Source organism: Embleya sp. NPDC059237, from assembly GCF_042754105.1.
GTDB lineage: Bacteria > Actinomycetota > Actinomycetes > Streptomycetales > Streptomycetaceae > Embleya.
On the sequence record NZ_JBHZAE010000009.1, the window covers coordinates 285,327 to 312,198 of the forward strand.

The 26,872-nt window shown below is 73.0% G+C and carries 26 protein-coding genes; 12 read left to right on the forward strand and 14 right to left on the reverse strand.

From position 1 onward, the window contains the following. Positions 1-19: 19 nt before the first annotated feature. From ACFXKZ_RS27880 to tatA, 3 genes are all read left to right on the forward strand, one after another. Positions 20-409, forward strand: a complete 390-nt coding sequence (locus ACFXKZ_RS27880; protein WP_078980386.1) for a metalloregulator ArsR/SmtB family transcription factor — start codon at positions 20-22, stop codon at positions 407-409. Beyond that, positions 393-3,230 carry an HAD-IC family P-type ATPase gene (locus ACFXKZ_RS27885; protein WP_380003763.1) on the forward strand — a complete coding sequence of 946 codons (2,838 nt, stop codon included), beginning with the start codon at positions 393-395 and terminating at the stop codon, positions 3,228-3,230. The genes ACFXKZ_RS27880 and ACFXKZ_RS27885 overlap by 17 nt, the downstream gene beginning before the upstream one ends. A 116-nt stretch (positions 3,231-3,346) precedes the next feature. Continuing rightward, positions 3,347-3,613, forward strand: a complete 267-nt coding sequence (gene tatA / locus ACFXKZ_RS27890) for a Sec-independent protein translocase subunit TatA (RefSeq protein WP_380003764.1) — start codon at positions 3,347-3,349, stop codon at positions 3,611-3,613. A gap of 125 nt (positions 3,614-3,738) precedes the next feature. Here tatA and ACFXKZ_RS27895 read toward each other — a convergent pair whose 3' ends face one another. Beyond that, positions 3,739-4,458 (reverse strand): 3-hydroxybutyrate oligomer hydrolase family protein, encoded by a 720-nt coding sequence (locus ACFXKZ_RS27895; protein WP_380003765.1) that lies wholly within the window; start codon positions 4,456-4,458, stop codon positions 3,739-3,741. Between the two features lie 61 nt (positions 4,459-4,519). Here ACFXKZ_RS27895 and ACFXKZ_RS27900 point away from each other — a divergent pair, with 61 nt between their 5' ends. After that, positions 4,520-4,801 carry a response regulator transcription factor gene (locus ACFXKZ_RS27900; protein WP_380003766.1) on the forward strand — a complete coding sequence of 94 codons (282 nt, stop codon included), beginning with the start codon at positions 4,520-4,522 and terminating at the stop codon, positions 4,799-4,801. 12 nt (positions 4,802-4,813) lie between these two features. On the opposite strand, the gene ACFXKZ_RS27905 is transcribed toward ACFXKZ_RS27900, so the two are convergent. Both ACFXKZ_RS27905 and ACFXKZ_RS27910 read right to left on the reverse strand, forming a co-directional pair. After that, positions 4,814-5,584, reverse strand: a complete 771-nt coding sequence (locus ACFXKZ_RS27905; RefSeq protein WP_380003767.1) for an FkbM family methyltransferase — start codon at positions 5,582-5,584, stop codon at positions 4,814-4,816. Then, positions 5,581-5,790, reverse strand: a complete 210-nt coding sequence (locus ACFXKZ_RS27910; RefSeq protein ID WP_380003768.1) for a Trm112 family protein — start codon at positions 5,788-5,790, stop codon at positions 5,581-5,583. Before ACFXKZ_RS27910 ends, ACFXKZ_RS27905 begins: the two co-directional genes overlap by 4 nt. Before the next feature lie 338 nt (positions 5,791-6,128). Here ACFXKZ_RS27910 and ACFXKZ_RS27915 point away from each other — a divergent pair, with 338 nt between their 5' ends. Then, positions 6,129-6,488: a hypothetical protein gene (locus ACFXKZ_RS27915; RefSeq protein WP_380003769.1), complete on the forward strand. Its 360-nt coding sequence runs from the start codon at positions 6,129-6,131 to the stop codon at positions 6,486-6,488. A 202-nt stretch (positions 6,489-6,690) separates the two neighbouring features. Here ACFXKZ_RS27915 and ACFXKZ_RS27920 read toward each other — a convergent pair whose 3' ends face one another. The 6 genes from ACFXKZ_RS27920 to ACFXKZ_RS27945 form a co-directional block, all read right to left on the reverse strand. Further along, a complete protein-coding gene (locus ACFXKZ_RS27920; RefSeq protein WP_380003770.1) occupies positions 6,691-7,410 on the reverse strand; it encodes a class I SAM-dependent methyltransferase in 720 nt (239 codons plus the stop codon). Then, the gene (locus ACFXKZ_RS27925; protein ID WP_380003771.1) at positions 7,410-8,816 is read right to left on the reverse strand and encodes a condensation protein; all 1,407 of its coding nucleotides are present in this window, start codon (positions 8,814-8,816) and stop codon (positions 7,410-7,412) included. Before ACFXKZ_RS27925 ends, ACFXKZ_RS27920 begins: the two co-directional genes overlap by 1 nt. Further along, positions 8,813-13,231, reverse strand: coding sequence for an alpha-(1->3)-arabinofuranosyltransferase family protein (locus tag ACFXKZ_RS27930; protein ID WP_380003772.1), 4,419 nt, complete (start codon positions 13,229-13,231; stop codon positions 8,813-8,815). The genes ACFXKZ_RS27925 and ACFXKZ_RS27930 overlap by 4 nt, the downstream gene beginning before the upstream one ends. Positions 13,232-13,318: 87 nt before the next feature. Further along, a complete protein-coding gene (locus ACFXKZ_RS27935; RefSeq protein WP_380003773.1) occupies positions 13,319-14,044 on the reverse strand; it encodes a class I SAM-dependent methyltransferase in 726 nt (241 codons plus the stop codon). Positions 14,045-14,048: 4 nt separating this feature from the next. Continuing rightward, positions 14,049-15,221 (reverse strand): glycosyltransferase family 4 protein, encoded by a 1,173-nt coding sequence (locus tag ACFXKZ_RS27940; RefSeq protein WP_380003774.1) that lies wholly within the window; start codon positions 15,219-15,221, stop codon positions 14,049-14,051. Between the two features lie 246 nt (positions 15,222-15,467). Beyond that, a complete protein-coding gene (locus ACFXKZ_RS27945; protein ID WP_380003775.1) occupies positions 15,468-16,532 on the reverse strand; it encodes a DUF3068 domain-containing protein in 1,065 nt (354 codons plus the stop codon). Between the two features lie 223 nt (positions 16,533-16,755). Here ACFXKZ_RS27945 and ACFXKZ_RS27950 point away from each other — a divergent pair, with 223 nt between their 5' ends. Together ACFXKZ_RS27950 and ACFXKZ_RS27955 are read left to right on the forward strand one after the other, a co-directional pair. Next, positions 16,756-16,923, forward strand: coding sequence for a hypothetical protein (locus ACFXKZ_RS27950; protein ID WP_170222150.1), 168 nt, complete (start codon positions 16,756-16,758; stop codon positions 16,921-16,923). A 94-nt stretch (positions 16,924-17,017) separates the two neighbouring features. After that, the gene (locus ACFXKZ_RS27955; RefSeq protein WP_380003777.1) at positions 17,018-18,217 is read left to right on the forward strand and encodes a helix-turn-helix domain-containing protein; all 1,200 of its coding nucleotides are present in this window, start codon (positions 17,018-17,020) and stop codon (positions 18,215-18,217) included. Between the two features lie 61 nt (positions 18,218-18,278). Here the strand turns inward: ACFXKZ_RS27955 and ACFXKZ_RS27960 are convergent, their stop codons facing one another. Beyond that, complete coding sequence (locus tag ACFXKZ_RS27960) at positions 18,279-18,515, reverse strand: hypothetical protein (protein WP_380003778.1); 237 nt, start codon at positions 18,513-18,515, stop codon at positions 18,279-18,281. Between the two features lie 229 nt (positions 18,516-18,744). On the opposite strand from ACFXKZ_RS27960, the gene ACFXKZ_RS27965 reads away from it, so the two are divergent. The 3 genes from ACFXKZ_RS27965 (at position 18,745) to ACFXKZ_RS27975 (ending at position 22,607) form a co-directional block, all read left to right on the forward strand. Next, positions 18,745-19,539: a hypothetical protein gene (locus ACFXKZ_RS27965; protein WP_380003779.1), complete on the forward strand. Its 795-nt coding sequence runs from the start codon at positions 18,745-18,747 to the stop codon at positions 19,537-19,539. Between the two features lie 199 nt (positions 19,540-19,738). After that, complete coding sequence (locus ACFXKZ_RS27970; protein WP_380003780.1) at positions 19,739-20,536, forward strand: TIGR03084 family metal-binding protein; 798 nt, start codon at positions 19,739-19,741, stop codon at positions 20,534-20,536. Positions 20,537-20,855: 319 nt separating this feature from the next. Beyond that, positions 20,856-22,607: a chitinase gene (locus tag ACFXKZ_RS27975; protein WP_380003782.1), complete on the forward strand. Its 1,752-nt coding sequence runs from the start codon at positions 20,856-20,858 to the stop codon at positions 22,605-22,607. Positions 22,608-22,635: 28 nt separating this feature from the next. On the opposite strand, the gene ACFXKZ_RS27980 is transcribed toward ACFXKZ_RS27975, so the two are convergent. The 4 genes from ACFXKZ_RS27980 to ACFXKZ_RS27995 all read right to left on the reverse strand — a co-directional run bounded on the left by ACFXKZ_RS27980 (position 22,636) and on the right by ACFXKZ_RS27995 (position 25,342). Continuing rightward, a complete protein-coding gene (locus ACFXKZ_RS27980) occupies positions 22,636-23,244 on the reverse strand; it encodes a HutD family protein (protein WP_380003783.1) in 609 nt (202 codons plus the stop codon). A gap of 106 nt (positions 23,245-23,350) precedes the next feature. After that, a complete protein-coding gene (locus tag ACFXKZ_RS27985; RefSeq protein WP_380003784.1) occupies positions 23,351-23,683 on the reverse strand; it encodes a LuxR family transcriptional regulator in 333 nt (110 codons plus the stop codon). A 52-nt stretch (positions 23,684-23,735) separates the two neighbouring features. Beyond that, positions 23,736-24,914 (reverse strand): MFS transporter, encoded by a 1,179-nt coding sequence (locus tag ACFXKZ_RS27990; RefSeq protein ID WP_380003785.1) that lies wholly within the window; start codon positions 24,912-24,914, stop codon positions 23,736-23,738. A gap of 116 nt (positions 24,915-25,030) precedes the next feature. Continuing rightward, complete coding sequence (locus tag ACFXKZ_RS27995; RefSeq protein ID WP_380003787.1) at positions 25,031-25,342, reverse strand: ArsR/SmtB family transcription factor; 312 nt, start codon at positions 25,340-25,342, stop codon at positions 25,031-25,033. A 256-nt stretch (positions 25,343-25,598) separates the two neighbouring features. On the opposite strand from ACFXKZ_RS27995, the gene ACFXKZ_RS28000 reads away from it, so the two are divergent. Further along, positions 25,599-25,985 carry an SPW repeat protein gene (locus ACFXKZ_RS28000; RefSeq protein ID WP_380003896.1) on the forward strand — a complete coding sequence of 129 codons (387 nt, stop codon included), beginning with the start codon at positions 25,599-25,601 and terminating at the stop codon, positions 25,983-25,985. A 187-nt stretch (positions 25,986-26,172) separates the two neighbouring features. Beyond that, on the forward strand, positions 26,173-26,619 hold the full coding sequence (locus ACFXKZ_RS28005; protein WP_380003789.1) for a hypothetical protein: 447 nt from the start codon (positions 26,173-26,175) through the stop codon (positions 26,617-26,619). Positions 26,620-26,872 lie beyond the last annotated feature (253 nt).

The window sequence follows — 26,872 nt, forward strand, 5'->3', positions numbered from 1 at the left end:
GCGCGGCGGCGATGACCCGATGGCCGCGCACGTGGACGGGAGTACGACTGTGGCCTCAGCGGTCCACGACTTCGAGGACCCGCCGGCCGAGGTGTTGGCCGAGGCCGCCGCGGCCTTCGGACTGCTGGCCTCGCCCGCGCGCCTGCACATCGTGTGGGCGCTGGCCGCCGGCGAGAGCGACGTCACCGCGCTGGCCGAGCGGGTCGGCGGCGCGCTGCCCGCCGTCAGCCAGCACCTGGCCAAGCTCAAACTGGCCGGCCTGGTCCGCTCCCGGCGCGAGGGTCGGCGCGTGGTGTACCTGGTCGACCACCCGGATGTGGTGACCATGGTGCGCTGGTTGATCGAACGACTCGCCGAACGCACCGAGTCCGGGGCGGTGCCGGGACGGTCCCGTGGCCTGGGCGCCTGAGGTCGTACCCGGATCCGGCACGACGGGCCCGGCCACCGACCTCGACGACCCGGCCGCCGGCGTACCCGGCCCCCGGCGGCGTGAGGTCACCGGCCCGGACCCGGCCCGGGCCGCCGCCGACGCGCCCACGTTGGAAGTGCTGCGCCTGCTCGGCAGCGGTCCGCGCGGGTTGACGGAGGCGCAGGCCGACGCCCGACTGGTCCGGTACGGCGAGAACACCGTCGCCGGCCGACGCCCGCCCGGTCTGCTCCGCCGCTTCGCCCGCAGCGCCCGCGACCCGTTCACCGCCGTCCTGCTCGGCCTCGGCCTGGTGTCCGCCGCGGTCACCGCCTGGACCACCGCGTGCGTGATCGTGGTCCTGGTGGTGGTCAGCTGTGCCCTGCGCGCGACCGGCGAGCACCGGGCTGCGCGGGCCACCGCCGCACTGCGCGAACTCGTCGCCGGCACCGCGAGCGTCCGCCGCCGGGAACACCCGGGCGGGCCGCCGCTCGCGGACCCGGCGCCGCGCGAGGTGCCGGTGGACCAGCTGGTGCCGGGCGACGTGATCCGGCTCGGCCCCGGCGACCTGGTCCCGGCCGATCTGCGGCTGCTGCGCGCGAGCGGCCTGACGGTGTACCAGTCGGCGCTCACCGGGGCCTCCGCGCCGGTGGCCAAACACCCGGTGGACGTGCCGCCGGACGAGCCCGGCGCCGACGACCTGTTCGCGCGGCCCCACCTGTGCTTCCAGGGCAGCAGCGTGGCGGCCGGCAGCGGCACCGCGGTGGTCTACGCGACAGGCGCCGACACCCGATTCGCCGGCACCCGCGTCCGCTTCCCCGGTACCCCGCGCACGCGCCTGGCCCCACCCCGCCGGGAGACCGCGTTCGACCGCTCGGTGCATGGGATTTCCTGGACGCTGATCCGCTTCATGCTGGTCACCCCGGCCCTCGTACTGCTCGCCGACTCGGTGGTGCGCGGGCGGGGCCTGGCGACGCTGCCGTTCGCGGTGGCGGTGGCGGTCGGGCTGACCCCCGAGATGTTGCCGGTGATCGTGACCACCACGCTCGCCCGCGGCTCGCGTCTGCTCGCCCGCGAGCACGAGGTGATCGTCAAGCGGCTGCCCGCGTTGCACGACCTCGGTGCGATGGACGTGCTGTGTACCGACAAGACCGGCACCCTCACCCGGGATCAGCCGATTCTGGACTGCCACGTGGACCCGGCCGGCCGGGCCGACCCCGACGTGTTGCACTGGGCCGCGCTGAACAGCTGGTGGACGCTGCACCTGGCCGATCCGCCGGTGCCGGACGCGCTGGACGAGGCGGTCCTGACCGGGTACGAGGAAGCCGGCGCACGGGAGGTGGAGACCGCCGAGCGCGAGCCGGACGCGCCGTGGACCGGGCTCGTCGCGCTGCCGGACCACCCGGACCACCCGGACCACCCCGCCGACCACGACGGCCTCGCCGCGTCGCCGTTCGACCCCGTCCGCCGCACCTCGTGCGCGGTGGTCCGGCGCCCGGGACGTCCGGGCCCGCTGAGCGTGGTGGTCAAGGGCGCGGTGGACGACGTACTCGACCGCTGCGCACGGGTCCGGCTCGACGGCCGGGAGCAGCCCCTGGACGCCGCCGCCCGGGCCGACGCGGAGCGCCTGGCCGCGGAGCTGGCCGCCGACGGCCTGCGGCTGCTCGCGGTCGCGCTGACCGAGCGGCCCGCCGACACCGATCCCGAGGCCGCCCTCGACGCGGGCGCACTGACCCTGATCGGCTTCGTCGGCCTGCGCGACACGCTCGCCGACACCGCGGCCGACGCGCTCGCGGTCCTCGCCGATCGCGGCGTCGCGGTCAAGGTGCTCACCGGCGACCTGCCCGGCACCGCCGCCCGGGTCTGTCGCGACCTGGGCCTGGACCCCGGCGAGGTGGTCACCGCCGAGCGGATCGACGCGCTCGACGACGCCGAACTGGGCCGGCTCGCCGCCGCGCACACCGTGTTCGCCCGCTGTACGCCCGCGCACAAGGCCCGCATCGTCGGCGCGCTGCGGGCCGCCGGCCACACCACCGGATTCCTCGGCGACGGGGTCAACGACCTGCCCGCGCTGCACGCCTGCGACGTGGGGATCTGCCCCCGGGATGCGGTCGACGTGGCGCGCGAGGCGGCCGACGTGGTGCTGGTGTCCAAGGACCTCGGCGCCATCGACGAGGCGATCGTGGCCGGTCGGCGCGGCACCGGCACGATCGCCGGCTATCTGCGGATCACCCTGTCCTGCAACCTCGGCAACGTGATCGCGATGCTGATGGCCGGACTGCTGCTGCCGTTCCTGCCGATGCTCCCCGCGCAGGTCCTGGTGCAGAACCTGTGCTTCGACGCCGCCCAGGCCGCGTTCGTGTTCGACCGCCCGGCCGCCGGCACGCTGCGCCGCCCCGGCGCGCTGCACCCGCGCGACCTGCTGCGCTTCATCACCGGCTTCGGCCTGCTCAACGCGGTCGCCGACCTCGCCACGTTCACCGTCCTGGTGCTGATGGTGCGGCACGGCGGGGAGGTGGACCAGGAGGCGTTCCACGCGGGCTGGTTCACCGAGAACCTGCTCACCCAGGCACTGGTGATCCTGCTCCTGCGCACCGGACGCGGCGTCGCGGGGCGCCGGGCGTCGAGGCCGATCCTGATCGCCTCCGCCGGACTGGCCGCGATCGGCGTGCTGTTGCCGCTGACCCCGGTGGCCCCCGCGCTGGGCATGGCGTCGCTGCCGATCGGCTACTACCCGGTGCTCGCGGGCGTGCTCGCGTTGTACGCGGGGGCGCTGACGCTGGTGCGCCGGCGCTACGACCGGCGGCGTGCGGTGCGCGACTGACCCTCGACACCACTGAAGTTGTACAGTTGCGCAAGGCGGCAAGTAAGGTGTCCTCATCGGGCTGCCCGGCGTCGGGCGCGGCGTCGGGCCCGCGACGTGGAAGTAGGCGAGTGGCGATGTTGCGCAACGGGTTGGAGCCCGGACACCTGCTGGTCCTGGCGATCGTGGTGATCGTCCTGTTCGGGTCCCGGAAACTGCCGGACACCGCACGGGCGTTGGGCCGGTCGATGCGCATTCTCAAGAGCGAGACCAAGGCGATGCGCGAGGACGACACCACGCAGCCGGCGCAGACCTCGGCCCGCGCGGTACGAAGCGCGCCCGGCGCCGCCGACACCGTCCGCACGACCGCCGAGCGCGAGCCGGCCAACCCGAACGTCCGCTGAGGCGCCGGACCCGACGCCCGTCGAACAGGGCGGACACCCGGACGCCACCCGTGCCGCGTCGACGACGCCGCACGGGTGGCCCGTGGTGAAGTGCCCGCTGCCGCGCAGGGATCCGAACCGTCCGCCTACAGCGTGCAGCCGTTGACCTTGTCGATGCCCGGCGCGGGCGCCGGAACGGTCCGGCTCGGCGGCGGGGGCGTGCCCCGCGTGGTCCAGGCGGACAGCGCGTCGAAGGCCGTCGCGAAGCACGGTGACATCGGCCGGACCAACTGCTCCAGCCCCTGGTACAACCCGTCGGCGTACGTCCCACCGGTGACCCGGTAGTAGCGGTGCATCCGGCCGCGCCCGGAGTCGTCGACCATCTTCGCGTACACGTCACCGCTGCGGCTGATCGGCAACAGCGCGTCGAGCGTGCCCTGGAGGGTGATCAGCGGACGCTTGATCTTCCCGGTCAGGGACAGCCGGGCCACCGCGTCGTGCACGGCGGCCGGCCGCTTGGCGTAGACGTAATCGGTGTCGCACCCCTTGACGGTGTTCGGCGGGCAGAACGGCGTTCCGGCCTCCCAGGCGCCGTCGTAGTCGGGGTCGATCTCCTCGCGCATCGTGCGTTGCAGCGAGTCCCACAACTTCTGGTAGTGGAACTCCCAGGTCTGCTCGGAGCCCTTCGGGTAACCCGCGGCCAACATCTCCTCGTACCCGCCCGGCACCTTGTCCCGGTAGCGCGGATAGGCCCGCAGCGCGGCCGGCGCGGTGTCCAGGATGTTGAAGAACCTGCCTTCGGCGCAACTGGCCGCCGCGGTACGGCCGGCCCGGGCGGGCGTCGCCCAGCTCGACGCCTCGATCACCCGCCGACTGGCGGCCAACCTGGCCCGCGCGGAGCCGGAACCGAGGCCGGTCGATGCCGTGGTGTCGTTGCTCGAAGCGCGCTCCGGCTCCGGCTCTGGCTCCGGCTCTGGCTCCGGACCCGGCCCCAGCTCCGGCTCCGGCTCCGGACCCGGTGTGCTCACCGAGCGGGAGACCGCGGTGTTGCGGCTGATCGCCACCGGGTCGACCAACCGCGAGATCGCCTCCCGGCTCTACCTCAGCGAGGGCACGGTCGAGAACCACATCTCCCGGATCCTGTCCCGCCTCGGCCTGCGCGACCGCACCCACGCGGCGATCTACGCCCACAACCACGGCCTGTTGTGACGGGGGCGGGCGTCAACCGTCGCCGGGCCGGCGCGACTTCGGCAGGAACAGCACCGAGTTGACGTAGCGGCGACTGAACGGGGCCAACGTCCGGCGCAACAACCCGCGTTCCGCCACATGCGCGGTTCGGGACTGGTGCCCGGCCAGATCGAACCCGGCCAGCGGCAACCAGCTCCGCCCCGGCAATACCCAGCCCGCGTAGTCGAGTTCGGCGAGCAGGTCGAGCACGGGCGCCGGTGACCCGATGCGCGTCTCCAACTCGATGAACAGCGCCGGATGATCGCGGCGCAACACCTCCTCCGCCCCGCGCAGTACCGCCGATTCGCTGCCGTCCACGTCGATCTTGACGAAGACCACCCCGGTCAGCCCCAGGTCGTCGAGCCGCACGCAGGGCACCTCCAGCGCCCGGTCGTGGATCTCCCGGCGGACCAGCGACGACACACCCCGATCGCCCCGGTCGCCCGGCGGCAACCACAACGACACGGTGTCCGCGGCCCGATCGCCCGCGGCGGCGGCCACCACCCGCATGTTGGCCGGGGCGCCCTCGGCGAGCAGCCGGGCCAGGTGCGGCACCGGTTCGACGGTCACCACCCGGTCCGCGCGCCGTGCCAAGCGCCGCGACCACGGCCCGTACCAGCCGCCCACATCCACGGCCGTGCCGCCGGCCGGGACGAAGTCGGCGAGCCGGCGCAACTCCGGTTCGAAGCGCGGATACAGCACGTCGACGGCGGTGGTGACCAGCTTCGGCGGCACCCGGGGACCGACCCGGGCGGCGAGCGTCACGGCGCGCTCCGGCGGGTGATCCGCGCGTGTTCGTCGTCGGAGACCGGCACGCCGGAGGACGGCAACAACTGCGGGATGCCCGCCACGATCGGATAGCGCCGGCGCAACCTCGGGTTGTACAACGCGTCCTCCGCGATCAGCAGGGTCAACGGCCCCTTGTCCAGCGGACAGGCCAGGATCCGGAGCAGCGGATTGTCGGGTTCCATCGGGCGACTCCTCTTCCGGGACGGGGACTCGGTCGTGCCGGGGCAGGACGAGCAGGACGGCGCCGACGAGCACCGTGCCGGCCACGCGCAGCGCGAGCCGCGGCGGATCGTGCGGCGGCGCCTCGTCGAAGGCGACACTGCCGAGCACGGCGGTGAACAGGGCGGACACCGTGGTGCACACCGGCACGATCAACGACGCCCGGCACCGTTGCAGCGCGGTCTGGGACAACACCAAACCGGCCGCGCCGGTGCCGACGAGCAGGTACGGGTAGGGCGAGCGCAGCAGTTCCAGCATCCGGCCGCCGGGGTCGTGCGTGCCCACCCGGCCGGAGACGCCCTTGATCGCCAGCGAACTCACCCCGTACAGCAGGCCCAACGCCACGCCGTACTCGACGCCGGTGACGGGCGGGCGACCCGGATCCCGGGCCCGGCGGCCTGCCGCCGCGTACAGCCACGCCGACCCGACCAGGGCCGGCAGGCACACGGCCAGGAGTCGGCCGACCGGGGCGTGGTCGCCGACGGTGTCCGAGGACCGGAGCGAGCCGACCACCATCGCCAGAGCGACGAGGACGGCAAGCACGCCCGCGCGCTCCCGGGCGGAGGGTCGCTCGCCCAGCACCACCGAGGACAACACGAGCAGCAGCACCAGGCCGGCGACCAGGATGCCCTGTGCGGCGGCGAGCGGCAGGGCGCGGTAGACGACGAGTTGGGCGGCGAATCCGGCGGCGAGGGCGAGCGAGCCGACCAGCCACGGCGCACTGCGCAGGAGCAGCCCGATCGTGCGCAGCGGGCGGCCGACGGTGAGCGCGGGCAGCCCGGTCAACGCCCGCTTCTCCAGTACGAATCCGCCGCTGTAGAGCACGTTGGCGAGCAGCGCCGCGGCCACGCCCCACCACACGGCTACCGCCGCCGCGCGTGCACGAGCAGGATCGAGGCGAGCGAGGGGGCGGCGCAGGCGATCCGGTCCAGCGGGCGCAACGGGCGGGGCACGCCGTGGAAGGGCGCGCCGGCGACCCGGACCACCTCGAAGCCGGCCGCGACCAGGAACTCCCGAAGCGCTCGGGCGGTGTACAGCCGCAGGTGGCCCACCACCTCGGTGCCCGGGCGGCCGTGGATGCCGCGCAGGCTGACCTCGGAGAAGACCGGCTGGACACCCGCGAGCAGCAGCGCCCGGTTGTACCAGGCGGCCAGATTCGGGGTGGACACCATCAGGTGACCGCGCGGTCTGAGCACCCGGCGCAGCTCGTCCAGCGCGGCGTCGGGGTCGACCAGGTGCTCCAACACCTCGGCGAACATCACCGCGTCCACCGCGCCGTCGGCCAACGGCAGCCCGCCGTCGCTCAGTTCGCCGCGCACCACATGGCCGAGCCGGGGCGCGGCGCGGCGCAGCGCGTCCTGGGACCAGTCGAGGCCGACCAGCGTATGGCGGGCGAGCAGCGGTCCGGCGATCGCTGCCGCCGAGCCGTCGCCGCAGCCGATGTCCACGATCAGCGCCGGTTCGGGGCCGAGCGCGCGGGCCAGCATGGCGGCCTGCCGGCGGCTGCGTTCCGGGCCGGAGGCGACCGGGACGGAGGGGTCCTCGTAGAACGCGCGCAGGCCGGCGGGGCGGGTGGCGGTCATCACGAACCACTTCCGGGTGGCGGCGGGTTCGGTGCGGCGGCGACGGCGGCAAGGTATGCGTCCAGGAGGCCGTACAGCTGCCGGGCCGCCGCGTCGTCGAGCAGCGCTCGGGACCAGCGCAGGCTCACGTTCAGGCGGTCGGCGGTGCCCGTCGTGGTCAGGGTCAGACCCCTGGGCATCCGGGTGGGTGCGGACACCCACACGGCGCTTGCCCGGCCCGCGTCGCCGAAGTCCAGCGGGTAGGGGATGCGGCCGAGGTTGCTGAGCAGGGTGGTCGAGGTCCACGGTCCGACCGCACGGCCCAGGGCCCGGGTGAACGCGGCGCGCACGCCGACGGGCAGTACCGGCGCGGTCAGCAGGGCGGCGCCGCGACCGAGCGGGGGTCGGCGCGCGGCACGGAGTTCGCGGGTGCGGCGGGCGGTGCGGCGCAGCAGGTCGGCGATGTGGTCGGGGCTCGGGTACGAGGTGTGCCCGCCGTCATGCCTGCCGTCGTGTTCCGGGGCGTATTCGCGCGGTCCGAAGCAGACGTCGACCAGGCGGGTGCCGTTGCCGATCGGCATGTCGAGGCCGCGAGGGCGGTCGTCCACGGGCATGGTGATCCGGATCGGTCGAAGCGGTGCGTCGTGCAGCCGGTTCCAGTGCGCGATGGTCAGGCACGTGGCGACCAGGAGGCGGTCGTTGACGGTGTGGTCGGCGCCGGACGGGCGGGCGTGCAGGGGGAGTTCGCCGAGCAGCACGCCGTTGCCCGTGCGCCGGTTCGGGTCGGACGAGGGCGCCGGCGCGACCCGGGCGGAGCGAGCCGACGGACTCCCGGGGTCGAGGCCGGGCCCGTTGGTCGGCGTGCCGGCGGCGGCTCGATCCGTCGTGGGCGGCGCGGCCGGCGGGTCGTTGCCGGCGCCGCCGTAGAGTTCCGCCGTCGTTGCCAGCACGCGCAGGAAGGCGGGGCCGTCCAGGGCGGTGTGGTGGATCGTGCACAGCAGGACACACCCGGCGGCGGTCGGCGACGAGCGGATCACCTCGATCCGGATCGGCGGTGCCAGGGTCAGCGGCGGTGCCTCGGCCAGCGCCGCCGCCCGGGCCCGGGCCAGTGCGCCGGGTCCGGGCGGCGGGAAGCGGATCGGCTCCACGTCCGGCGCGTCGGTGAGTTCCCACGCGTAGCGGCGTGCGTACCAGGGCGCGGGTGCCTCGCGCACCAGCGCGCGGGCGTGCGTGCGCAGCGCCGCCCGGAACGCGGTGCGCAGCCGGGCCGGATCCGGCTGTCCGGGCAGCCGGATCTCCATGTGCACCGAGATCGCCTCGCCCGGCCGTACACACTGCCGGGACACCTCGTCGACGACCGGGAACGGGATCCGGGCCGAGGCCGGTTCGGCCGGGTGCTCGCGCCGAGCCGGGCGCACCGCGCTCATGGTTGGTCGGTCTCCTCGGTGTGGGACTGGTCGGGGTGGGTCGCCCCGGGGTCGGTCTTCTTGTGCCCGGGCTTCGCGTCATCGCCCTCCCCGGGTTCGGCCCGCCGCGAGTCCGGTGCCACGGTGGGCAGTTCCGCCGTATCGGCCTCCCGATCGGGAGGCCCCCCGGTGGCCTCGTCGCCGGGCGTCTGCCCGGTGCTCCGGTGTGTGGGTTCGACGGCGGGGTCCCGCCGGGTCGGGTCGTCGCCGCTGCCCCGATCCGCCTCGCCCACCGTCACCAGTGCCGCGATCAGTGCGATCAGCGCCAGGATCTGCGCGGCCGGCCCGAACGCGCCGTCTCCGGCACCGACGGGCTCGCCCGCCCCGGTCGCCGCCGCGATGCCCGCTCCGACCATCGCCACCAACGCAACCGGCACCAGCAGGTGTTGCCATCGACGCGCCACCACCGCGAGCGCGAGCACCGCCAGCGCCAACGGCCCCGCGGCCAAAACGATCACCGCCGTCAGCGCGACCACGCCCAGGATCGAGCCGGGCGCGGGCGGTTCGACCCGCGACTGAGCGTCCCCGGCCGGGAGTTCGTTGCGCCGCCGGACGAACGCCAGGGCGAGCAGGGCGGCCAGGGCCACCGCGCCGCCGATCAGTCCGCCCCGGTAGATCCCGCCCGGCTCGTAGTCGAGCCGCACGGTCCCGGCCGCGCCCGCCGGGACCAGCCAGCCCTGCTGCCAGCCGTCGATCCGGACCGGGCGCAGCTTCTTGCCGTCGAGTGTGGCCTTCCAGCCGGAGTTGCGGTTCTCGTACATCTGGAGGTAGGTGGCCTCGCCCGACCCCACGCGTACCGTCCGGTGGTCGCCGCTCCAGTCGACGGCGGTGGCCACCCGCGCCGACTGCCGGTTCGTGGGCGGCAGTTGCCCGCCGGTCAGGGTCACGTCGGTGATCTCGACGGGTCCCCGGTTGTCCGCCTCGACCGTATGCGTGCCCCGGGGCAGGGGCAGCGTGGCCCCGGGAGCGTCGCCGTCGCACAGTCGCACCCGGACACTCCGACGCTCCGTCAGGTCGCGCACCGTGCCCGACACGCTCGTCGGGTGTGGCACGTTGTCCACCTTGAGCGTCGGGCCCTGGCCGCATGGCAGTTGGAAGGTCTGTCCCGGGTCGGCGGGGCGCTGCCGCAGGTCGGCCAGTGCCGGGATGTAGATCTCGCTCAATCCCACGGGCAGTTGCAGCCGCTGGTCGGCGAGTGGGTTGTGCAGGGTCAGCGGCGCGACCTTGCTGATCGTGATGGTCAACCGGTCGGTGAAGATCGAGGGGAACCGGGCCGTGCCGTTCTCGTCCACCGAGGCGGTGGTCGAGCCGAACGGCGTGGAGATCTCGATGCGTTCGGGGCGCGCGGACAACCCGCCGGCCGCGCCGAGCACGATCTGGTCGACGGACCTGGGCTGCCCCCAGTTCAGGTGCAGTACGGGTCGATCGCCCGCGATCCACGCGGTGGTCAGGTCGCCGTCCACAAGATTGCGCGCGTCGAGCCGACTGCCGGTGTATCCGGTCGACTCGGCGGTCACCGTGATGCCCGGCGGCCTGTCCGGTACCGCGTTTTGCACGAGGCGGTCCAGTTCGGCGCCGGTGACTCCGGCGGCGCGCACGTCGACGGTGAATGTGCCGTCGGCGGCGGTGTCGAACCGCCGGTGCAGCCCGTTCTCGGCGTTCACCGGGGACAACCCGCCGGGATCCTCGTCGCGGTGCAGCGAGTAGACCCGGGTCGAGGCATCGGCGCCGGCCGCGTCGGTGGGCAGCCGCAATACCCGCGAGACCTGCACCCCGGGGACGGACACCTCGGCGAACCCGGCGCCGGACAGGCCCGAACGTGGGGACTGCGCGCCCAGGATGGTGATCTTCAACCAGCTCGCCCGGCCCGCCGGTGCCCGGACGATCTGCGCGGTGCCGTCGGGTTGCAGCGAACTCTCCTCGGAGCCCCGCGCGGTCTCCACCCGCACCCGGGTCGGCGCGGCGCGCATGGCGCTGCCTGCCAATGGCGTCAGGCGCAGCGTGTCGGGCAGATCGATCGGCCCGGTGAAGGCCACCCGCAACCATTGGCCGACCGGCCCGTCCGCGCTGCCCTCGGTCCAGGCGGTGCTCGGATCGCCGTCGAAGGCGTTCACCGGGTCGAACTGCGGAAGATGGAACAGCCAGTTGCCGCTGCTGGACGCAGTCACCGCCTTCGCGCCGGCGAACACCGCCGTGGTCTGGTGCTCGGTGCCGGTCGTCGGCAGGATCTGCTTCGGCTTTTCGCCGGCGGCCTGCGCGCTCTCGGACGGATTCCGCTCGGTTGCGGTGTAGGTGTACGACGTGTTGTTGTTCACCAGCCCGAACCGGGTGTCCGCGCGCCGCAGTCCGTCCGCGATCACCTGTACCTCCGGCCGGTCGATGCCGGGGTGGTCGTCGCCGGTGAGCACGGTGGGTCGGTCACGCATGCCGGGATCGGCGGACAGTTGCAGCAGTGCCTCGGAACCGCCGCTGAGCACCGCGGTATCCGCGACGGCGCGCGTGCCGACCCGGCCGGGTCGCGGCGTGTCGGCGGGCGGCGCGTAGATCTCCACCGCCTGCCGGCGGCTGAACAGGCCCTGTACCTGGACCGGGGTGTCCTCCGGGATGCGTCCGCCGGTGATCTCCGGACCGAACGCGGTGACCCGGTGGTATCCGGAGGCGACCAGGGTGCGTTCGACCACGTTCGGCGGGACGTAGCCGATCTGGTCCGGATCGAGGTCGTTGCGCACCACCACGTTGTAGAGTCCGGCGCGGATCAAGAAGTCGCGCAGGCCCGGTACTTCACCGCCGGTGAGCAGCGCCTGCTCGATCGCGTCCGTCGCCCGGCGCTGCCCCGGCGTGCCGAACGGGACGAAGTCTCGCTGCGCCCACGGGGAATCGGCGAGCGGATCGAGCGGATCGTCGATCGGCGACCCCCACGTGTACAGCCCGTGCGCGGTGGCGGGCACCACCAGGGCCCGGCTGTCGGCGGAGTTGTGCTCGAGCCAGTCGGCGGTCTGGTGCCAGTGGTGCGGCAACTCCTTGAAGGCGCCGGGCTGAAGGATCGTGCCGTTGAGGTACGGCCAGGCCAGCCCGGGCAGGACGAGCACGGCGGCGATCAGCGGCGCGTAGGGGCGACCGGAGCGCAGCCCGTGTCGGGCCGATGGGACGGTGCCTCGGGCGGCGGTGCTCGTCGTGCCGACCAGGTGGGCCAGGCCGAGCACCAGGGCCAGGGCCAGTCCGGGTTGGAACTTGTAGATGTTGCGGAACGGCCGGATCGGACCGTCGAGCCAGTCGCGGATCGTGCCATGGAACGGCGCACCGAACGAACCGGCGTACCCGGCAAGCGTGATCGCCGCCACGACCAGCACCGTCAGCGTCAACCAGCGCCGCTCGGGCAGGTCGCGGCGGGCCAGCCCGGCCAGGCCGAGCGCGGCGGCGAACGCGGAGCACACGACGGTGACCACGGCGGCGACCACGGTTCGGCCGGCGGGCAACCACGGTTCGCCGAAGTCGAGATAGGCGACCCAGTTGCCCGCGCCGCGCAGCAGTTCGGTCGCCGACATGGTCGTCGTGGTGGTGTCGGCCTGTTCGACGTACGGCAGGAAGTTCTCGCCGTACACACCCAGCAGGATCAGCGGGATCACCCACCAGGCGGTGGCGAGCAGCACCCCGAGAACCCACCAGGCGATCAGCCGCCACTTGCGCGGCCCGGCCGGCCGACTGAGCAGGTACAGCCCCACCGGGAGCAGCGCGGCCAGCGTGGAGGCCGCGTTGACCCCGCCCATGAACGGGATCAGCACCGCGGACCGGGCGGCCGTACGCCGAGGGCTCAGCCGGTCGGACACCAGCGGCAGCAGCACCCACGGCAGCGCGGCACCGGGCAGTACGCCGGCCGAAGTGGAGCCGATCACGATGGTGAACGTCGGCCACAACGCGTAGGCCGCCGCGCCGAGCAGTCGGCTGCGCGCGGTGCCGATCCGCAGCGCCTCCACCAGCCGCAACGCGCCCCAGAAGGCGGCGGTGACGATCAGCGACAACCACAGCCGCTCGGCCAACCACACGGGCAGCCGCACCAGGTCGGCGAGCGCGTAGTAGGGCAGGATCGGGAAGGCGTAGCCGATGTACTGGTCGGCGAGGCCGCCGAAGCCGGCCCGGTCGTGCCACAGGCTGCCCAGGTCGCCGATGAAGTCCCAGGGGTCGGTGGCCACGCCGAGTTTGGTCTCGAACGTGGTCTTGCCGGGGGACTTGGCCAGGAACCCGACCAGGACGACCACCCAGAACGCCGGCACCCACAACCGATGCCGCGCCCGCTCGGCCGGTGGTTCGACGGCCGGCGGCGCGGCGGGCGGTCGACCGGGCCGGGCCGGAGGGAGGGTCAAGGTCGTCTCAGCCACGGGTGCCTCCTGCGGGGCGCGCGCGATACCCGGCGTCGGGGGAGCCGGCGGCGGGACCGACGGATGCGTCGGGCGATGGCCGCGCCGTCACGGGCACCGCCGAAGAATGAGGAGCAGGTTCCACGTGATCACCTCGCGCAGCCCGGGGATCCGGGTGACCGTGCCGGCGAGGAAGGGCCAGTAGCGGGAGCGGGCGCTGACCACCACCACGTCGGGCCGGGCCCGTACGTACCGCAGGGTGGGGCCGACGTGTACGGCGAACAGGTTCTCGCCCAGGATGTGCTTGGGCGCGCGGCCGGTGCGGCGCGCGTAGCGGGTGCGGGCGCGTTCGGCGCCCATGTAGTGCCACGGCGCCCACTCGTGACCGCCCCACGGGGAGTACCAGTTGGTGAAGGACACGTAGATCAATCCGCCCGGGCGGGTGACCCGCACCAACTCGCTCAGCAGCGTGCGCGGATCCGCGACGTGTTCGAGCACGTTGGACGAGAAGCACACGTCGGCCGTCCCGTCCGCGAGCGGCAGCAGGTAGCCGTCGGCCAGTACCGCGCCTTCGGGCGGGGTGCCGCGTGCGGTCAACTCCCGGGGATCGGGCTCGAAGAGGTATCCGTGCGCGCCGCGCCGACGAAACTCGCGGGTGAAGTGCCCGCTGCCGCCGCCGACATCGACCACCACCCGCCCGCGCAGCCGCATGTGTCGCTCGATCTGGTCGGCGGCGTCCCGGGCGAGCAGCCCGTAGCAGCCGTCCGGGTCGCTCTGTTCGTGCCGGAAGGCGCGGAACAGCGCGAGGGACCGGCGCAGCGACGGGTCCTTCACACGATCACCACCGGCTGCTCCGTCCGGTCCCCGACGCCGCCGCCTCGGCGGCCACCGCCCGGAACTGCCGGACGGTGGCGCTCCATCGGTAGCGGGCGGCGCGTCGCCTCGCCGCGCGGGCCATCGCCTCGCGGCGTCTCGGGGCCAGTGCCAGCGCACACCACGCGGCGGCGAACGAGCTCTCGCCGCGCGCCAGTACGCCGGTGACGCCGTCGTCGATCGAGTCGCGCAGCCCGGGGATGTCGAAGCCGACGGCCGGTGTGCCGCGCGCCGCGGCCTCGGTGACCACCAGACCCCAGCCCTCGACCTGCGAGGGATGCAGCAACAGCCAGGCCGCGCACAGGAGTCGGTGCTTTTCCGCCTCGGACACCCAGCCGGTGAAACGCACTCCGGGCCCGGCGACGGCACGCAGCCGATCCCGTTCGGGACCGTCGCCGACGATCACCAGCCGACCGCCCGTCACCGGCCGGACCTGCTCCCACAGCCGCAGCAGCAGATCGATGCGTTTGTAGTCGACCAGCCGGCCCACGGCCACGAACAGCGGCTCGGTCGAGGTGGGCACCGGCGGGGCGGGCTCCTCGACGCCGTTGTGCACCACCCGGATGTGCTCCGGCGGTACGCCGATCTCCCGCAGCGCGCCGGCGGTCGAGCCGGACACCGCGACGATCAGGTTGCCCCGATGGGTGCCGGCCAGTCCCCAGCGCTCCAGGCGCCGGCCGATCCGGGCGGCGGGGCCCGGGAAGCGCATGGCCCACTGGTCGGTGTGCACGTGGTTGACCAGGCACACGGTGGGGCCGCGATGCCACAGCGGGGTCAGGTACGGCATGCCGTTGCACACCTCGACCAGCAGGTCGCAGCCGCCGATCCGGCGATCGAGGGTCCGACGGGCGCGCAGGTAGTGGTCGGTGTCGCCGCCCGCCGAGACCACCCGGTAGTCCCGATCGGCGGCCGGGCCGCCGCACATCAGGGTCACCCGGTGGCCGTGCGCGGTGAGTCCGTCGGCCAGCCGGTCGACCAGCAGCTCGGAGCCGCCGGCGGCGGGGTTGGCCAGGTCGCGGCGAGCCAGGAAGACGATGCGGTGGGGGTGCGGGGAACGGTCGGACGAGCGGGTGGGCGGGACGGGTCGGCGCGGCGATACGGGCGTCACCGCACGCAACGCGGGCACGTGCTGGGGCATCTGAGCTCCAACTCGTTCTCGATCTCGGTCTCGTTCTCGGTCCTGGAGCGAGCGAGCGTTCGGTGCGCGGGGTCGGGCCGGATCCCGGGGGAGGGATGGGCTGCGTGGTCGCCGCGATGGGAACGGCGGTGCCGGTTCTGCGGGACGGGCGGGATGTGCGGGGTGAGTTCGTAGTTTTCGCCACCGCGTCACCGGTCGGCTACTCACCGAGGTGACAATTTTGCTCCCGGGTGAGGCCGCGAACCGTCAATGTGGTGCCGGTTCCGCGTGCCGTTCGGGCAGCGGGCGGGTGTCGCCCTCGGGGTCGCGGTCGTCGGCCGTACCGTCGCCCGGGGCGCCGCCGGACGCGCGGCGCGGGCCTCGGACCAGGAATACCACCCCGAGCGTCACCAACACGACCCCGAGGCCGGCCGCCGAGAGCGGAGCGATCCACCCGATGGCGGTCAGCTTGCGGTCGTCCCGCTTCGCCAAGTCGACCTGGTGGCGCCGGGTTTGCGGGGTGAAGGCGATCCGGTCGCTGTTCAGCAGGACCACCGAGGCGGTCGCCGCGCCGGGTGCGCGCAGGGTCTTGCGCGGGGCGATCTTCGCGTCGATCACCCGGCCGGTGCGCTGATCCACGACCAGTTCGATGCCCGCGTTGGCGTACCACTCCTCGGCGAGCACCTGCGGCTGCGCGCGCAGGTCGACCAGTGCGCCCGGGACCTGGCGTACGCCGATCCGGGTGTCCGGCACCGCGCCGGTGAAGCGGTAGCCGCGATGCCCCAGCACCTTGGTGGTGCCGCGGTAGTCCAGCGGGATCGCCGCCCCCAAGGTCTCGTCCCACCAGCGGTATTGCCGCTTCTCCAGGTCGAACGGGAACTTCAGGAACGCCTCGCCCTCGATCCGCGGTGTCTCGCCGCAGCAGTGCACGGGCGCGTTGGTGCGACGGTCGGTCACCCAGCGCGCCAGCGTCCACTGGTAGGACCGGCGCGGGTCCCCCCAGGCCAGCGTCTCGGGGGTGTCGATGGTCGTCGACACGTCCCACACCGCGCGGCCGCTGCGTTTGGCCTCCGCCACGTCGCCGAGCACGCGGCGGGTCACGGTGATCGTCTTTCCGTCCACGGGTTTCAGCGTGGCGGTGTCGAAATAGCTGCCGCTACCGGCGAAGACCACGGTGTCGTCGATGTCGACGGGGGTGCGCTCGGCGTGTGGTTCGACGTACCAGGCCAGCATCGCGGCCAGCACGAGCAGGAACACTCCCACACCGAGCAGGAGCAGGGACGGGATCGAGGGGCGGGACGAGATGGGGCGGGGCGAAGTGGGGCGGCGCATCCGGCACTCCTGACGGCGTTCGGCCTCGGGCACGTGCACGTCTGTCTCGGGTCTGGGCGGTTCCGGCGTGGGTTCCGACGCAGGTCGGGCTCGGGTCCGTCCCAGGCCGGGAACCGTAGGCGCACCCTTGACGGAGTGTCAATACACCTCGCACACTGTGCTGATATAGAGCCGGTGCATGGGAATGGGCGGGGTGCCCTCCGATCGAGAGGCTCGTCGAAGCATGCACAGACTGCTCGCCGCCGGGTCGACCGTGATCCTCGCCGCCGCACTCGCCGTGGGTGCCGGGCTCGGGATCGTCGCCGCGTTGAACTCCACTCCCGACCAACCCAATTCGCCGCTGGTCTCGTTCCGTACCGACCCGACGCCGGCGCCGACCGCGCAGCCCTGATGCCGAGCCCGTACGCCGGGAGACGGGTCCGGCCCGGCATCGGCCGGCGGACCCCGAAGACGGCGCCGACCGACCGGCGCGAGGGAGGGGCGAGGTGACGGTGCGCACTGCCTGGCGGGACGTACCCCGGCCGCAATTGCGGCGGTTCGCCGATCTGGCCATGGCCGAGGTACCCGAACTGGCGCAGGGAATCCTGCGTGACATCCGGATCGAATACCCCGGCGTGCCGCTGGTGCCGGACGAGTCGGGCGAGCCGATGGCGCTGGTCGCCATCCGGCGCGCCCTCGTCGACTTCGTCGAGCACCTGGCCGCGACCGGTGATCGGCGGCACGAACGTCTGGAGATCTTCGAGCTGTTCGGCCGCGCCGAAGTGCTCCAGGGGCGCAGCCTCGACTCGTTGCAGGCGATGTACCGGCTCGGCGTGCGGCTGGCCTGGCGGCGGCTGGCCGAGATCGGTCAGCGGGTGGAGATCCCGCCGCCCGCGATGTACGAACTCGCCGAGGCGGGCTTCGAGTTCCTCGACGGACTGGTCGCCCAGTCCGTACACGGCTATGCCGAGGCCGCGGCCCGCCAGGTCGGCGAACGGCTGTGGGCGCAGAAGCGGTTGATCAAACTGCTGCTCACCGAATACGGCACCGAACCCGCGAGCGCGCTGGCCGAACACGCCGCCCGCATCGGCTGGACGGTGCCCGAACAGGTCGCCGTGGGCGTGCTGTTGCGCCCAGCGCCCGACGCGGTGGCGCCGGCGGTGGGTCGGGACGTGCTCCTGGACATGGAGTGCGAACGGCCCCGGATGATCCTGCCCGACCCGGACACGGCCGGACGCCCCGAACTGGTGCGGCGGGCGATGGCGGGCTGGTCGGGCGCGATCGGCCCGTCGGTGCCGATCGCCGACGCCGCGAAGTCGCTGCACTGGGCGTGTACGGCGCTGCGTCTGGTGGAGCGCGGACACCTGCCCGAGGGGCGGCTGATCCGATGTACGGAGCACACCGAGGCGTTGGTGCTGCTTCCGCCCGAGGAGCTGATCGAGGACCTGGCCCGCCGCTGCCTGGCCCCCCTGGACAGCTGCTCGCCGGCGCACGCCCGTCGGCTGGAGGAAACCCTGCTGGCGTGGCTGGAAACTCGGGGCGGCGCACCGGAGATCGCGGCCCGGTTGGGCGTGCATGCCCAGACGGTCCGCTATCGGCTGCGGCAGATCCGGGACCTGCTCGGCGACGAGATGAACGAGCCGGATCGCCGCTTCGAACTGGAACTGGTTTTGCGGGCCCGGCGGTTGCGAGAGGAGGGGGACTGAGGGGACCGGAGGGGGGATTGTTGGGATGCCGGGACCGGGGGCTCAGGGGGGCCGAGGAGGCTCAGGGGGCCGACGTCGGCGCGTACGGCCCGCTCTGTGGGAGCGTCGGCCCGGGCCGGGTGGGGGAGTCCGCGAAGGGTCCGGTGTGGGTGGCCATCAGGAGCATGAAGACGCCGGTGACGGTCAGCGCGAGCACGGTCAGGACGCGGCCCACGGGGTTGTGGACGTTGTAGACGTAGCGGCCTCCCCGGAGGCGACTGCGTCGGAAAACCGGCTCGTATCCGTCGTTGTTCCGCATGTCCGGCAGCCTAGGCCCTGTCCGGCGGATCTCGGCGGGTCCGCGCCGCCCGGCACCGCACCTCGCCGCACCGGAGAAACAGCCGAATGGAACCACTATGCGGCTGCTTCTCCGGCACGCCGATGCACGGCACCGGACGACGCGGCCCGATCCACCAAGATCCGCCGGACAGGGCCTAGTCGGGCCGTTGCCCTGCCTTCGATGCCCGCCCGGGAACTACCGTGCGGGGATGCGGATCGTGGGTGGTGGGGTGGAGGCGGTGACCGAGGTCGGGTATCGCCGGGCGCGAGTCGGGGGCGGGAGCGAGGCGGCGCGGTTGCCGGTGGGGCGGTTGCGGGTGGATCGACTGCCGGCGGTGTGCGACGCGGTGTTGGTCGCCGGTGACCTCCAGGGGGTCGCGCCCTCGCCCTGGGGTGGGCCGCCGGTGCTGTTGGGTGTCGCGCTCGCCGACTTCCTGACGGTGTGGGCGCAGGAGGGGTCGGCGCCGGTGCCGGAGCGGGTGGGCGTGGTGTTGGCGGGCGACCTGTACGCGGCGCCGGCGGCGGATCGGCGCGGCGCGAGCGGGGCGGTCCGGGACGTGTGGTGGGCGTTCGCGGCGGCCGGCTGCCCGTTCGTGGTCGGCGTGGCCGGCAACCACGACGAGGTGTCGACGGCGGACCTGGTCGAGGCGGGCCCGCACGTCGTGTTGCTCGACGGCGCACACGTCGACGTGGGCGGGGTCCGCTTCGCCGGCGTGGGCCGGATCATCGGCGACCCGAACCGGCCGGGCCGCCGGGCCGCGGAGACGCAGACCGCCCTCGTCGACCGCGTCCTCGGCGCCGCCCCCGACGTGCTGATCCTGCACGAGGGCCCGCCCGGCGCCACGCCCACCCAGCCGGGCCGCGCCGAGCCGGCCGCCCGCATCCGGGCCGCCCCGCCGTCCCTCACCATCTGCGGCCACGTGCACTGGCCGGTCCCGGTCGCCCCCACCCCCGGCGGCCACACCCTCAACACGGACGCCCGCGCGATCCTCCTGACGGTCTGACCCCGACACGGCCATGTGGAGCCCGTGTCGCCGCAGCGACCGGGTCGACCACCGCCCGACCTATCGACCCCGGCCGATCCGGCCGGCGCGACCGCCACCGGCAGGGCCACCGGGCAGCCCCGCCCCCGTGAGCCGATCCCGGTGCTTGCCCGCGACCTCGCCGCGGTGCGACGCTGCGGGCGACGAGAGGACGGCATCGATGGTGGATCTCGCGGCCATGCTGGACGATCTCCGCGCGGAGGGCGCCGAGTCGGACCGGCTCGTCGCCTCGTTGTCGGCGGCCGAGTGGGCGCTGCCGACGCCCGCGCCCGGGTGGACCATCGCGCACCAGATCGCCCATCTGGCCTGGACCGACGATCAGGTCCGGCTCGCCGCGACCGATCCCACCGCCTTCGCGGGCGCGGTCGCGGTGGCCGCCGCCGACCCCGACGGTTTCGTCGATCGAGGCGCGGAAGCCGGCGCGACGGCACCGCCGAAGGACATCCTGGCCCGCTGGCGGGACGGCCGGCACGCGGTCCCGGAACTACTGGCGGCGCTGCCGGCCGGGGCCCGACTGCCGTGGTACGGACCGCCGATGAGCGCCGCGTCGATGGCCGGTGCCCGGATCATGGAGACCTGGGCGCACACCCAGGACATCGCCGACACGCTGGGCGTGCTCCGTACCCCCACCACCCGACTCCGGCACATCGCCCGACTCGGCGTCCGGGCCCGGGACTACTCCTACAGCGTGCACGGACTGCGGCCACCCGAGCGGGAGTTCCGGGTGGAACTGATCGACCCGGACGAGCCGGGCGGTACCTGGACCCACGGCCCGGAGGACGCCACGGAGCGGGTGACCGGCCCCATGCTCGACTTCTGCCTCCTGGTCACCCGCCGCCGGCACCCGACCGACCTCGCGGTGCGCGCCGAGGGCGCCGAGGCGATCCGCTGGTTGACCATCACCCAGTCCTACGCCGGCCCGCCCGGAGCGGGCCGTGCGCCCGGCCGATTCGACTGATCCGGTCCGGTCCGCGACCTGCCCCCGGTGATCGAGGCCGCGCACGCCCGCGCCTTCGGCCCCCGCGTCCAACCGCCCGACCGCCTTCCGCCCGGCCCGAATTGGTCCAGACCTATTGACAGTTCCGCCGTCGCGGCGGTCAACTCGTCGTGCACACAGGCACCCCGGCACCTCCGGGTGCGCCCGGACGGCCTGCGCACGTCCCGCACCGAGGGAGCCTGACGTCCCATCAGGCGATGCGGCGCCGATCCGGGTTCACCCTCCACGCACACCCACGCCCGCGGACAACCGCCCGGGCCGGTACGGGAGGCACACCACCATGGCACCCCCACGTCCCCCCAACGCCCTTGCCGATACCCCGACTTCGCGTCGAGCCCGGCCCGGCCCGCGCCGCTGGGCCGCGCTCCTCGCCGCGGCCTGTACGACGGCCGCGGCGAGCCTGCTCGTCCTCGCTCCGTCCGCGCCCGCCGCCGGCACCGCCGAACTCGTGGTGAACGGCGGCTTCGAGACCGGCCTCTCCGGCTGGACCTGTTCCGGCGGCACCGGCCGCGCGACCACCACCCCCGTACACGCCGGAACCGGCGCCCTCCAGGCCACCCCGGCCGGCGGCGACAACGCCCGCTGCAGCCAGACCGTGGCCGTGCAACCCGACTCCGACTACACCCAATCCGCCTGGGTCCAGGGTGCCTACATCTACCTCGGCGCGAGCGGCACCGGCACCACCGACGTGTCCACCTGGACCTCCTCCGCCACCACCTGGCAAAAGCTCACCACCACGTTCCACACCGGCGCGCGCACCACCAGCGTCACGATCTACCTGAACGGCTGGTACGGGCAGCCCGCCTACTACGCCGACGACGTCTCGCTCGTCGGCCCGGGCGGATCCACCACGATCCCGGGCGTACCCACGGGCCTGACCGTCGCCGGCACCACCGCGCGCAGCGCCTCGCTGTCTTGGACCGCGGTGCCCGGCGCCACCTCGTACGACGTCTTCCGCGCCGACACCAAGGTGGCCACGGTCGCCGGAACCTCCGCCGAGATCCCGGGACTCACCCCGCAGACCAGCTACACCTTCTCCGTCGCCGCGACCAACAGCGCCGGATCGTCCGCGCGTTCCGCTCCCGTCACCGCCACCACCGCGCCGGACGGCCCCACCGGCCAGGACCCGACCGGACTGCCCAAACGGGTGATGACCGGCTACTGGCACAACTTCGTCAACGGCTCCACGAACCTGCGCCTGCGGGACGTACCGACGTCCTACAACCTGGTCGCGGTGGCGTTCGCCGAGGCCGACCGCAGCCGCTGGGGCGCCATCACGTTCGGCGTGGATCCGGGCCTGTCCACCGCGCTCGGCGGCTACACCAACGCCGACCTCAAGGCGGACATCGTCGCGATGCACGCCCGGGGACAGAAGGTCATCCTGTCCGTCGGCGGCGAGTTGGGCGCGGTCTGGGTCGGCGACAACGCCTCCGCCGACATGTTCGCGAGCACCGCCACGGCGCTGCTGCGCGAATACGGCTTCGACGGCGTGGACATCGACCTGGAGAACGGGGTCAGCCCCACCTACATGGCCACCGCGCTGCGCGCCATCCGGGCCCAGGTCGGCACCTCGCTGATCATCACGATGGCCCCGCAGACCCTGGACATGCAGACCACCCAAACCGCCTACTTCCAACTCGCCCTGAGCATCAAGGACATCCTGACCATCGTCCACATGCAGTACTACAACTCCGGCACCATGTTCGGCTGCGACCAGAAGTTGTACGCCCAGGGCGGAGTCGACTTCCTCACCGCGCAGGCGTGCATCCAACTCCAGGGCGGCCTGCGCCCGGACCAGGTCGCCTTCGGCGTACCGGCCACCGGACGCGCGGCAGGCAGCGGATACGTCTCGCCCGGCGTGGTGAACAATGCGCTGGACTGCCTGGAGTCGGGCACCGGTTGCGGCACCTACCGACCCGCGACCACTTGGCGCGGCATTCGGGGCGCGATGACCTGGTCCGTCAACTGGGACGCGACCGCCGGATACGCGCTGGCCAACACCATCTCGGCGCACCTGCGCACGATGCCCTGATCGACGGGCAGGTGACGGTCGAGGGGCGCTACACCGGGCGGATATCCGCCCACAGCGCCACCGAGCCGGGTTCGAGCGGCGCCGCCTCGTCGGCGGCGCCGCTCGTCCACCACAGGCCCCGCCCCGGTCGCAGCGCCGGGCCGGGGCCGCCGTGCGTTCCGCGCCCGGACAGCAGGTACAGCACACCGGCGTGCCCGGCGGGCAGCGGCACAGGAGCGTCGATGCGCCGCACGTCGGCGGTCCATCGGCCGCGCCGGGTCATGATGTTGAGCACCCGGACCGCGCCGCCGTCGTCGAGCAGGCGGGCGCGGAGCCTCAGGTCGCCGGAAAAGGCGAACGGCACGCCGGGGCGGTCGAGCCGTTGATCGAGCGGCGGGGCCCCGGGCGCACCGCCGCCGTCCGCGATCAGGCGCACGCCCGCGCCCGCCAGGAGGGTGATGGTGCGGTCGACGCCCGGGAACGGCGAGAACGGCCCGTCGGCGGCGATCGTCGCGATGCTCGCCCGCCAGCCGAAGTCCGCCGAGTCGCCGCCCGCACCCGCCGACCCCTCGCACGCGATCTCCCGCGTGTCGCCGCCCCCGTTGCGCCACGGGCCGACGGGCAGCGTCTCGATGTCGAAGAGATGCGTCGGCGTCACGTACGGGCCTGCTTCCATGGGATCGGGACGGCCGGAGATCGGCCGGGCCCGCCATGATGCCGGCCGCCGTGCGGGCATGTGCGCGCCGTGATCCCGACGCCGTCGCTCACCCGTGCTTGGCGACGGTGAGCAGTACCGCCGAATCCTCCAGGGCGTCCAGGCTGTGCCGGGACTTCGGTACGACCAGGAAGTCGCCCGTCCGTCCCTCCCACGACGTCTCGCCGTCGATCAGGAGCACCCGCCCCCGCAACACCAGCAGGGTCGCCTCGCCGGGATTCTCGTGCTCGGACAGTGAGGTCCCCGCGTTCAGCGCGATCAGCGTCTGCCGCAACACATGTTCGTGGCCCCCGTACACGGTGTGCGCGCTGCGCCCCGTAGAGGCGGTGGCGGCCAGCTTGAGCAGTTCGCGGACCTGGGCTTCCAAGGAGAGCTTTTCCATAGCCACAGTGTGCACACGAGCGCTCACAAATCCCCGAACGACCGCACCCGCGTCACACCGGAAGTTGCGCCGCCACACCGGGCCGCACCCGGTCCAGGCTCAGGCGCAGCACCGTGCAGCCCAGCGCGGCGAGCGCGAAACCGGCGCCGAGCCAGGCGAGTTGCCGGGGACCGGTGACGGAGAGGAGCCAGCCGCCGATCGTGGTGCCCGCGGTGATCCCGAGGTTGGAGAAGGAGATGAACAGGCTGTTCCCGAACTCGGGGGCGTCGCGCGCGTCGCGCCCGAGCCAGTGTTGGCTCACGATCAGCCCGCCGGAGTGCACCAGGCCCCAGATCGGTATCGCCACCAGCATCGGCGCCATGTGCGGACCGACCGCGTAGAGCAGGACGTACACGGCCAGGCACAGGGCGGGAAAGGCGAGCGCGGTGCGGGTCGCGTCGCGCCGCAGCAGCGCGCCGAAGGCGAAGTTGCCGAGGATCATCACGAGGCCGAACACCATCAGCAGCGCGCCGACCCACGAGCCGTCCATGCCGGTGACCTCGTCCAGATACTCGGCGAAGTAGCCGTAGACCGAGAACATCGCTGCGAAGACGAAGACCACCGACAGGATGCTCAGCCACATCCGGCCGCTGCGCAGCACGCCGACCTGGGCGCCGTACGACAACCGACGCTCGACCGGCATGGTGGGCAGGAAGCGCAGGATGCCCAGGAAGGCGAGCAGGTTGATCGCGGCGCCGAACCAGAACGCCGCCTCCAGGGACAGGTGTTCGGCCAGGTAGGAGGTCAGCGGCACGCCGAGGGCGAAGCCGACGGTGACGCCGGCGAACACACGGGTGGTGGCCCGTGTGGCGTCCGCCGCCGGGACCAGGCGGGCCGCGGTGGTCAAGGCGACGGAGAAGAACACGGGATGGACTACGGCGGGCAGGATCCGGAAGGCGAGCATCACGTCGAACCGGGTGGTGAGCGCGTACACGGCGTTGGAGATCGCGAACACCAGGATCGCCGAGGCCAGCACGGTCCTGCGGTCGATCCGCGACGCGAGCAGCGTCATGAACGGCCCGGAGACCGCGATCACCAGGGCGAACGCGCCGACGAGGAGGCCGGCGGTCGAGGTGCCGACGTGCAGCCGGTCGGCCACCTGCGGCAGCACGCCGACGATGCCCATCTCGGTGGTGATGATCCCGAATACGCCGAGGGCGAGGGTTGCGATCGTGATGGTGGTGGTTCTCATCGTGGCCTTGTCGTTCGATGCTGGTGATACATATCGAGATATGTAGATGCGTTTGCACGTGCGTACGGGCGTGCGTGTACGTGCGACGGGGCGGGTGTTCGGGCGGAGTGTCCGGGTCAGAGTTCGGTGCGGACGTGTTCCGCGAACTCGGCGATCGTGCGTTCGTTGCGCCGGTAGTACGTCCACTTGCCGATTCGCTCGGATTCGAGCAGGCCCGCGTCCTTGAGGGTCTGGAGGTAGCCGGACACCACCGACTGGGCCAGGCCGGCGCGGGACTGGATGTCGCCGACGCAGACGCCGATGTGGAAGCCCAGGCCCTGCTGCCGGTAGGAGTCCTCGTCGAAGTACTTCGCGGGTTCCTTCAGCCACTGCATGAACCGGAGCCGGGCCGGGTTGGCGAGCGCCTTGTGTACGGCCAGGGGGTCCACTGCGGGCTGCCTTCCGGGGTGGCGGGCGCCGATGGGCGCGGTATCGCATCCAGTTTTCTCGATATGTAGTGGCCGTGTCAATCGGGTCGAACGAAATGTCAGTAAATATTGAGGTTTGAGCGGGTTAGTTGCAGGTGGGAGGGCTATCAACCAAGGGACTGCGATTCTCGGAAAGAGGGTGGTGGACGTGTCCACGTCGACATCGACACCGACAGGGACAGTGCCATCGATTGAACAGCACCCCGACATAGTCACCATGCGACTTCGTTCCGAACGCGCCACCACCGGCGCCGTGGCGCAGGCCGCGGAAGCGTTGGGCGTACTGTGCGGTGTGTACCTGGCGGCCTCCCCCTGGATCGTCGGGTTCAACGGCTTCACGACTTTGACCACGAACAACCTGATCACCGGCGTGGCGCTGGCGCTGCTGATGATGGGCGCCTTCGGGTCCGCCTACGAACGCACGCACGCGATGAGCTGGGCCGCGTTCGGCATCGGTGTGTGGACGATTATCGCGCCCTGGGCCGTGAGCGGTTCCTTCGACACCACGCGGACCATCACCAGCAACGTGATCGTCGGTGCGGTGGCGTGCCTGATGGCGCTGGTTCTCGCGCTCAGGGGTGTCATCGGGATTCACCGTTTGTGAGTGATCCCGTCTGTGTGATCCGAGTCCGAGACCGGGCCGCCGGTGGGTCCGGCCGGCGCACGGTTCGCCCCGGCGGCCATCGCCGGGCGTGCCCCGCCGGCAGGTCTCGCCCCGCAGCTCCGGCTGGGAGGTGGATGTGGTGAGCGGACCTTCGCTTTCGGGCCGGGAACGGCGCACACTCGCGCGCATGGAGGAATCCCTGGCGCACGACGAGCAGTTGGTCGAACTGCTGCGCGTGTTCGACGACCCACCCTCCGTACCGACTCCGCGGCACCGTCGATTCGGCATCGGCGTGCGCATCGGCACGCCGCATTGGCCGACGATCCTGAAGTGGACGGCGCTGCTGCTGTCCGGCACCTCGATCGGACTGCTGATCGCCGCGATCCTCACGGGTGCGCCCGTGGTGGTCCTGGTGGCGGTGGCCGTGTCGGTGCCGGCATTGCTTCTGATCGGTGCCTTCGCCTACCTGAGGTGGCACGCGGACGGCCCGGCGGGCGCCCACGCGGCACGTCGTGGCCGGCGCGCCCGTACGCACGGGTGGCTGCGGGCGCACGGCGCCGATCGGGTCGACGGCACGGGCGAAACGGACGGCACGGAGCGTCGCGGCAGCGACGACCGGCGCCGCGAACCGTAACGGATACGGCGTCGACGCACGCGGCGACGGTGTGACCCGGGTGGTTTCGGCGTGCTCGGGCCGATCCGGTGCGCTCTCGGCGCGCGATCCGCGTTGTTTCGGGCTGTTTGAGCGTTGCCGTGTCACATTGTTGCCGTGTCACATTTTTGCCCTGGTCCGGCCCGACGTGCGCTTCCGGGTCGTGCGGCCCCTGAATCGCCCCCATATACGCCGCCGTATACGTGGCTCATATGCTCGTGTACGGTGGCGTATA

Excerpts from the sequence above, each read along its gene's own strand:
- ACFXKZ_RS27880 (WP_078980386.1), top strand. The coding sequence starts at position 20 with ATGGCCGCGCACGTGGACGGGAGTACGACTGTGGCCTCAGCGGTCCAC.
- tatA (WP_380003764.1), top strand. The coding sequence starts at position 3,347 with ATGTTGCGCAACGGGTTGGAGCCCGGACACCTGCTGGTCCTGGCGATC.
- ACFXKZ_RS27910 (WP_380003768.1), bottom strand. The coding sequence starts at position 5,790 with ATGGAACCCGACAATCCGCTGCTCCGGATCCTGGCCTGTCCGCTGGAC.
- ACFXKZ_RS27920 (WP_380003770.1), bottom strand. The coding sequence starts at position 7,410 with ATGACCGCCACCCGCCCCGCCGGCCTGCGCGCGTTCTACGAGGACCCC.
- ACFXKZ_RS27925 (WP_380003771.1), bottom strand. The coding sequence starts at position 8,816 with ATGAGCGCGGTGCGCCCGGCTCGGCGCGAGCACCCGGCCGAACCGGCC.
- ACFXKZ_RS27940 (WP_380003774.1), bottom strand. The coding sequence starts at position 15,221 with ATGCCCCAGCACGTGCCCGCGTTGCGTGCGGTGACGCCCGTATCGCCG.
- ACFXKZ_RS27945 (WP_380003775.1), bottom strand. The coding sequence starts at position 16,532 with ATGCGCCGCCCCACTTCGCCCCGCCCCATCTCGTCCCGCCCCTCGATC.
- ACFXKZ_RS27950 (WP_170222150.1), top strand. The coding sequence starts at position 16,756 with ATGCACAGACTGCTCGCCGCCGGGTCGACCGTGATCCTCGCCGCCGCA.
- ACFXKZ_RS27960 (WP_380003778.1), bottom strand. The coding sequence starts at position 18,515 with ATGCGGAACAACGACGGATACGAGCCGGTTTTCCGACGCAGTCGCCTC.
- ACFXKZ_RS27965 (WP_380003779.1), top strand. The coding sequence starts at position 18,745 with ATGCGGATCGTGGGTGGTGGGGTGGAGGCGGTGACCGAGGTCGGGTAT.
- ACFXKZ_RS27970 (WP_380003780.1), top strand. The coding sequence starts at position 19,739 with ATGGTGGATCTCGCGGCCATGCTGGACGATCTCCGCGCGGAGGGCGCC.
- ACFXKZ_RS27975 (WP_380003782.1), top strand. The coding sequence starts at position 20,856 with ATGGCACCCCCACGTCCCCCCAACGCCCTTGCCGATACCCCGACTTCG.
- ACFXKZ_RS27985 (WP_380003784.1), bottom strand. The coding sequence starts at position 23,683 with ATGGAAAAGCTCTCCTTGGAAGCCCAGGTCCGCGAACTGCTCAAGCTG.
- ACFXKZ_RS27990 (WP_380003785.1), bottom strand. The coding sequence starts at position 24,914 with ATGAGAACCACCACCATCACGATCGCAACCCTCGCCCTCGGCGTATTC.
- ACFXKZ_RS28000 (WP_380003896.1), top strand. The coding sequence starts at position 25,599 with ATGCGACTTCGTTCCGAACGCGCCACCACCGGCGCCGTGGCGCAGGCC.
- ACFXKZ_RS28005 (WP_380003789.1), top strand. The coding sequence starts at position 26,173 with ATGGAGGAATCCCTGGCGCACGACGAGCAGTTGGTCGAACTGCTGCGC.